Below are 6,623 nucleotides of genomic sequence, written 5' to 3' on the forward strand. Positions count from 1 at the left end.
CGCCTGCACCCCTTGACGCATACGTAGCTCAACGTGCGATGTCACTTGGCGCCGCCGATAAGCAGACCATGGCACCGTGTGACACCGCCGTCTGTCTGCCAGCGCACGCAGGCGTGCGGCAAGACGAAGGACTGTTCGCCGTCGTTGGAGTTCACAGGTCAAGGCACAGCCGCAGTGCGCGCGGCGCACGACGAATGGTCTCAGGGGCAACGGGCTTTCTCTCTTGAGAACCGACCGGCTGCATCCGGCCTGGAGGCACAAATTGCGCCTGTGTTGCCAGAGCGCGGAAACTCACGCAATTGCGCGCAGGTTGGGTTGTGCTGTCTGCTGCCACCGCTGCTTGATGTAGATCTCGGTCGTTGACTTGTCTGCGTGGCCGCAGAGCAACTGAATGCGCTCAATCGGCTCACCCGCAAGGTACATATCTGTCGCACCCTTGCCCTTCAGGTCGCGCAGGCCAAAACTTGGCATTTCGGCCAAAGGCCCTTTGGCGAGCTTGTGCGCTGCTTTGACGCGCTCAATCGAGCGCCGAAGCATCGCGCTGAGCCCGGTGTATGTGTACGCATTGCCGTCGCGGGTATGGATGATCGGCTGGCGCAGCACTGGTACTTGGCCTACTGCTGCATTGACCAGGCTGTCGAGGACTCCAACGAGTGCTATATCTATCTTGCGGCCGGTCTTGCTCTGAACAAAGCTGAGAACTCGACCACCTTCCTTGTTGCGAATGTTCGCAGGAGTCCACGCAAGTACGTCGACCTCTGGCCGTTGCAAAGTCCTGTAGACCAGTTCCATTGCGAGCCTGACGGCGCCTCCCGCCGCGTCATAAACCGCTCGGTACTCGGCATCGGTCACGTAGCGCTCGCGGCGCGACTCCGGGTTGCGGCGAACACCGCTGGCGCGCATGCATGGGTTGACACTGAAACCGTCGGCGGCGCGGCCAGTACGGATTAGCCAGCTCAGCATGGAGGACAGGCATGCGCGCTCCCGATTGGCTGGTGTTGGCCGGCCTAGCGCCGCGTTGTCCTCAAGATAGCTCTGCACGTGCGACGGCTTGATTTGGTCGGGGAACATGCGGCCGAAGTACGCGAGCAGCGGGCCACCGTAGTCCGCATACCCTGCATAGTCGTCGAGCGTGCGCTGACTCAGCGTGCCGGCCGACACGCGAAGCTTGCAGTCCGTGAGGAACTCACCGAACCACCATTGCACAGTTCCATACGCCTTCCCAGGATCGTTGTGCATGGCTGCGGCCTTCTTGGCGGCGGCCAGGTCGGTGCCCATGTTCTCCCATCGTCCGTTGCGATGCCGATACCAGAACTTTCCGCGGCGAACGGCCAATCGCGTGCCTGCCAGACCGAGTGGGTCACCGTCCTTGCGCCTGCGCCCCATTGAGAGGTCTCCTTCGTTTTGCTGCCCAGTCTTGCAGCCCTGTGACGTTGGGTTCCATCGCAGCAGAGCGCCCCTGGCCCGAGGGAGCCAAGCGAGCAGCGCCAAACACGCGCTCAAGCTCGGACCGCATGATGACTGGGTGGCCGTTTGGCTTCGTGGCAACGTGTAGTCCAGCRCGCCTGAGGAAGCGGACCCGGGCCGCAGCAGTCAGAAGTGGTTGGCACAGCTGCGCCACCTCGTCGTCGTCAAGCCAGGGCGCCATTTAGTGGATCACCTCGTCGTGGGTGCGGGCGGGCGCGGCTTGATCCGATTCGGAGCTGGCCGTCTCGCTCGGACTAGAGCCATCCACGTTTGATTGACTGAGATCCTCCTGCGCAAACGCTTCTGCGGCATGCCCGACTTCTGCTGCCCACTTGCCTTGGCTAGGTCGTTTGGGTGCGGACTTCGGGCGACGGCGAGGAGCTGCACTCGGGCCGCGCTCTGAGGTCGACGAGACTCCGTAGTGCGCCGCGGCGGCAAGCAACTGCTCTGGCTTGCGATCGAGCGCGTGGGCGGGGACGCGCACGTTCTGGATCAGGGCGCAGTCGAGGATGAACAGCGTCAGCTCGTCGAGCGGCAGGGTTGCAATGTGCGCCTGCAGGCTGTTCCGCTCAACCCCGTGCAGTTCCGCCAGCATGCCTCTGTCCTCCCATGCCACGCCTGAGTGCGCCACCTGGGCGACCATCTGCAGGTCGAAGGCGCTTCGGGGTGCGACGGCCGCTGCGGCGCGCACGCGCGTGAGCAACGACATGCGGGCGTCGAGTTCGGCCTGCAACTCGGCCAATCGCTTCGCGTGCGCCGCCTCGCGCTTCTTGCGATCGGCATCGCTCTCGACATGCGAGCGCGATGACGCTGGTTCCTTGACCTTCACGCCGGCGGCCTTCACCTCATCGATCTTCACGACCTGGTGCGTCTTGCCGTTGCGCGGATCCTGGATGGTGACGACAGTCGGCTTCGCGTCCTTCGCCACCTTCTTCAGCGCGTCGCGCACGTCGGCGAGCTTGATGAAGCCGCCCTTGATGTTGCCGCACGCGTCGATCGCCTGGCGAGCTTTGGAGCCCTGCACGACGACCTTGCCGGCCTCCTGCAGCTTCGCGGCCTCGCGCTTCAGGTGTGCCTTCATCTTCTCGGCGAAGCAATCGGGGTCCGTACAGACGTCTGTACCGTGCACGGGCGCGCGATCGAGGTAGCGGCCGTACTTGTCCTTCCTGTCGGCGGGCGCGTTGATGTCGTCGAACTCCGGGGCGTTGCCGGTGCGCTTCGGGCAGCGCACGCAGTGCCCGGCGGCGGGCACCAGCATTTCGTCCTCGATGTCGAAGATCGCGTCCTTCAGGTCTAGCGAGAACTTCTCGCTGAGCAGGTCACGGATGATGCGGTAGCTGCGCTTGCCACCATCGTCCAGCTTCGCGTGATATTCCTTGCTGATGTAGTTGAGCGCCTTCTCCTGGAAAGCCGGCGTGCGCAGCCGCGCGATGAGCAGCGCGACCTCGCTGCCGACCTCCCCGGCCAGGCAGGCTTTGCGGACGGCGGGGCAGGCTTCCAGCAGCTTCAGCCGACCGTACACATAGCTGCGGCTCTTCCCGAACTTCGCCGCCAGATCGTCGGCCGTCAGGTTGTCGCCATCGATCATGGCCTGGAATCCCTCGGCCTCCTCGATCGGGTGCACGTCGGCGCGCTGCAGGTTCTCTGCGACCTGAGCGCTGCGCGCCTCGGCATCGGTCATCGTGCGGATCATGCAAGGCACCGACAGCCGCCCGGCCACCGCTGCCGCGCGGAAGCGGCGATGCCCGAAGACGATCTCGAAGCCATCGATGCCCATGACGACGATCGGCCGCACGAGCAGAGGCTCGTGGATGCGACCCTCGGCCACGATGTTGGCGGCCAGCTCGTCGATACCGACGAAGGTGCGGCGCGGATTGAACGGGCTCTCGTGGAGGTCGTCCAGCGGGATGTCGGTGATGATGTGTTCCATAGGTGCTCCGTGGATGTTCAGCGGCCGAGCCGGTGGGCTTGCTCTTGGCGTTGGAAATCGAGGAAGTCGGCGCGCTCGCTGAAGGCGTTGCGCCAATCGCTCCAGCGGGCCGTGCAGCGCTTGCGGGACATCAGGTCCACCCAAGGCGCCGTGGGCACGCCCTGCAGGACTTCCCAAGGCGTGCCGCCGCCGGGCAGYAGCTGGGCGCGCTCGGTTGCCAAGGCGATCAGGTCGGCGCGTTTRATCGCGGCGGCGTGCGCGGTCGAGGCGACGTGGATGGCAAAGGCACTTCGGATCACGCGCTCGAAGCGGTGCTCGAAGGCTGCCCACGGCGCGCCGATCTCAGTCTTCACCGGAGTGCTGAGGTCGTTGGTGAAGGCCTCRTGTGCRTCGTGCATCAGCGCGGCGAGCAGACCGTGCGACGGCAGATTGAACTCACGCTCGGCGATTTCGCAGACCAGCAGCGAGTGCTCGGCGACGCTGTACGGCCGRCAGGTKGCRCCGGTGAAGCGGTTGATCTGCGCAAGGTGGTGCGCGATGGTCGCGAGGGTGATGCTGGCAAGCCGTGGCTGCTGCAGCGATACCTCATCGCCGGTGGAGGTGGTGATCCAGGTCATTTGACGTCCTGTGCAGGCGTGTTGAAGCTCGCCGCCTGCGATGGCGCAGGCGGGCGGGAGAAAGGGTGGGGAAGGGCGGCGGCGCGCCGTCAGGCGTGCAGGCTGTCGAAGTTGATGCGCATGAATCGGGCATCAGGGCCGCAGCCGCCGAGCGACGCTCGCATGACGGTGACGGGGCGCCAGCGATCGGACGCGACCGCGGCCGGGCAACAGCAGACCAGGTCGGTGCCGTCGTACATGCGGTGGTCGCACAGCTCGCAGGCGCGGTAGCTCGTGGCGTCCCAGTCGGCCGGCGTGGGTAGGGGCAGGGCGGCGGCGATCACAGGCACCTCGCGCTGCAGCTGCGAAGGGTGGAGAAGCTGCGCACCAGCATGTCGATGACATCGAAGCTGTGCGATGCGACGACCTGCAGCGCGCCGCGCGTGCCGTCGCTGAGCGTGTAGCGGGCGAGGTAGCGGCGGCTCATGCTTCGCTTGCCTCCGGCGTGTGCTGCGCGAACAGGTCGAGCCACGCACTGGCTGCAGAAACCAGCGCCGAGAGYTGCCCATGCGACAAGAGCAAGTAGTCTTGGTGCGGGGCGGAGATCTGGAAGCGGATCGGGTTGCCGGGTTCTCGCTCGCCGATGTCAATCTGCGGCCAGGTGCCCGATTGGGCGATGAGCTTGATCGACACCACTTCCGATGCTGCCACCGTCGGCAACTTGTGAACGACGGCGCTCATGCGCACCTCGTCGAGGTTTGCTCAAGACGCAGCACGTCGCTGACTGCGCACCCGGTGATGAGGTGCGCAAGGCGTTGAGCTTCCTCGGCGTCAGAAGCGCGCAACTGGACGAAAGGAAGAACACCCGTTTCGCTGATGCTCGCGAAACCAGCGCGATCGGCGGGGTGGTAGGTGCAGCGGTAGCTGCTGTGGGATGCATTCATCGCATTGACTCCATCGGTGTTCGATGAAGAATTATGCGATTGCGAATAACGCATTGTCAATGCGTTATCGCATAAATATCGATTCTAGGGGGTGGCCTCTATGGCTCGCATCATCCCCAGCGAGCCTGAACGCCAACGAGGACCGCCACTACTTTCAGGCCGTCTCTGTCGGCCTGCAAGGTTTCATACGCGGCGTTCTCCGCAGCAGCTTCCCATGCGCCGCGGCGTCCCTGCCGGAATAGGCGAAAAAACCATTCGCCGTTGTTGTCGACGACCAGGATCCCGTCTCCAGGGCGCGGTGTCTCGCGTGTATCGAACTTGACGATCTGGCCTGCTCTAACTCGTGGCGCCATCGCATCGTCCGGCACGGCCACCTCGAAGACGGCCGGCAGCTCTCCCTCCATCAATGCCCCCCAGTCCAGTTGTTTGGCGCCAAGCTTGACACTTGACTGGCTCATGGGGTGAGCTACTGACACTTTTTTTCGCGGTGTCGTTGGGGATGTTGGCGCGACGGTGGTGATCCCCAGTTCACGTGCCACTTCGGTCGCGACGCGCTCGTCGTAGATCGCCTCGACCGGGATATGAAAGTACTCGGCGATTGGCACGGCAGTGGTGCGATCCGGGTTCGCCACCTCACCGCGGGAGAACCGGTGGATCTGCGGCTGCAGCTTGGCCTTTCCGATCTTCTTCGCGAGGGGAAGCGGACCTAGGCCTTCACGGTGCATGAGGGCAGCGATTAGCTCAAAAGGCTTCATTCCGACACTGTGCATCGTCGCATAATGCGTTGGGGCATAGACAAATAATGCGATAACGCATAAAGTGGTGCCATGAGTGACACCACCGGCTTGATCAAGTGCCTTCGGGACAGGGGCATGACCCAAACAGAGATCTCCCGTCGCACGGGAATTCCGCAGCCACGATTGTCTCGTTGGCAACGAGGAGACGTGCCCGAGGCGGCCGATGACGCCCTACGGCTTGCGGCTCTTGTGACGGAGCATGGGACACCGAATAGCGCCTTGCCACGGAGCGCTGCATGAGCGCGGCCTCCATCACGCGCATCCCTTGCCTTGCGCCTCAACTGTCGTCGAGCGCAACCGCAGCGCGTCGTCCAGCGCTTCCCACAGTCGCCGCGCCGCCGGCACGCCGAGGCACAACGTGGCAGGGGCCGGTGCTCCTGGCGCCCGAAGCGTCACCTCCAGCGCCCCCAGCGGCCCGATAGGCGAGGGGATGTCGACGAACTCGACGCTCACCTGCGCGAACACGCTGCCCCAACGCATTTCTCCCTCCATGCCTCTGCCTCCGATCGTCGCTGCGCCACAGCGCGATCGGGTTCCTTGTCCCACCTGCGCTCACTGGTGCGCAGTATCGGGATCGGGGCAGGGCGCTTCCATAGCAACCCCCACGGACCCATGCCATGAACGTCCAGACTGCAGCCTTCAACCTCGTACACGACTACCCCGGCGGCGCGACCGCGCTCGCACCGCTGCTCGGCAAGAGCGCTTCGACGCTCAGCCATGAGGTCGATCCCAACTACCCGACCGCCAAGATCGGCCTGGCCGACGCCCTCAAGCTCACGCTGCTGACGAAGGACCGGGGCATCCTGAATGCCTTCGCGCTCGCCAGCCACTGCATGGTGCTGCCGCTGCCGGCCTGCGCCGACGGCATCGACGACGACACCTTCAAGGG

11 protein-coding genes are annotated in these 6,623 nt (G+C 64.5%); 2 read left to right on the plus strand and 9 right to left on the minus strand.

The window, feature by feature from the left end:
• Positions 1–291 precede the first annotated feature (291 nt).
• The 8 genes from AC1D01_RS15890 to AC1D01_RS15925 all read right to left on the minus strand — a co-directional run bounded on the left by AC1D01_RS15890 (position 292) and on the right by AC1D01_RS15925 (position 5,662).
• Entirely contained in the window at positions 292–1,278 is a 987-nt protein-coding gene (locus tag AC1D01_RS15890) for a site-specific integrase (protein WP_235582408.1), read from the minus strand.
• 370 nt (positions 1,279–1,648) lie between these two features.
• Positions 1,649–3,397, minus strand: coding sequence for a ParB/RepB/Spo0J family partition protein (locus AC1D01_RS15895; protein WP_477867846.1), 1,749 nt, complete (start codon positions 3,395–3,397; stop codon positions 1,649–1,651).
• A 17-nt stretch (positions 3,398–3,414) separates the two neighbouring features.
• Positions 3,415–4,014, minus strand: a complete 600-nt coding sequence (locus AC1D01_RS15900) for an HD domain-containing protein (protein WP_477867848.1) — start codon at positions 4,012–4,014, stop codon at positions 3,415–3,417.
• A gap of 89 nt (positions 4,015–4,103) precedes the next feature.
• The gene (locus AC1D01_RS15905; RefSeq protein ID WP_477867850.1) at positions 4,104–4,343 is read right to left on the minus strand and encodes a hypothetical protein; all 240 of its coding nucleotides are present in this window, start codon (positions 4,341–4,343) and stop codon (positions 4,104–4,106) included.
• The gene (locus AC1D01_RS15910) at positions 4,334–4,480 is read right to left on the minus strand and encodes a hypothetical protein (protein ID WP_477867852.1); all 147 of its coding nucleotides are present in this window, start codon (positions 4,478–4,480) and stop codon (positions 4,334–4,336) included. The genes AC1D01_RS15905 and AC1D01_RS15910 overlap by 10 nt, the downstream gene beginning before the upstream one ends.
• A complete protein-coding gene (locus AC1D01_RS15915) occupies positions 4,477–4,734 on the minus strand; it encodes a hypothetical protein (RefSeq protein ID WP_477867854.1) in 258 nt (85 codons plus the stop codon). Before AC1D01_RS15915 ends, AC1D01_RS15910 begins: the two co-directional genes overlap by 4 nt.
• Complete coding sequence (locus AC1D01_RS15920) at positions 4,731–4,937, minus strand: hypothetical protein (RefSeq protein ID WP_477867856.1); 207 nt, start codon at positions 4,935–4,937, stop codon at positions 4,731–4,733. The genes AC1D01_RS15915 and AC1D01_RS15920 overlap by 4 nt, the downstream gene beginning before the upstream one ends.
• A gap of 110 nt (positions 4,938–5,047) precedes the next feature.
• The gene (locus AC1D01_RS15925; protein ID WP_477867858.1) at positions 5,048–5,662 is read right to left on the minus strand and encodes a S24 family peptidase; all 615 of its coding nucleotides are present in this window, start codon (positions 5,660–5,662) and stop codon (positions 5,048–5,050) included.
• A gap of 102 nt (positions 5,663–5,764) precedes the next feature.
• Here AC1D01_RS15925 and AC1D01_RS15930 point away from each other — a divergent pair, with 102 nt between their 5' ends.
• Positions 5,765–5,974 (plus strand): helix-turn-helix domain-containing protein, encoded by a 210-nt coding sequence (locus AC1D01_RS15930; protein WP_477867860.1) that lies wholly within the window; start codon positions 5,765–5,767, stop codon positions 5,972–5,974.
• A 12-nt stretch (positions 5,975–5,986) separates the two neighbouring features.
• On the opposite strand, the gene AC1D01_RS15935 is transcribed toward AC1D01_RS15930, so the two are convergent.
• On the minus strand, positions 5,987–6,214 hold the full coding sequence (locus AC1D01_RS15935) for a hypothetical protein (RefSeq protein WP_477867862.1): 228 nt from the start codon (positions 6,212–6,214) through the stop codon (positions 5,987–5,989).
• A 137-nt stretch (positions 6,215–6,351) separates the two neighbouring features.
• Here AC1D01_RS15935 and AC1D01_RS15940 point away from each other — a divergent pair.
• On the plus strand, positions 6,352–6,623 hold a 272-nt coding region (locus AC1D01_RS15940), incomplete at its 3' end, for a phage regulatory CII family protein (RefSeq protein ID WP_477867864.1).

The organism is Rhizobacter sp. P3_B12 (assembly GCF_056402895.1).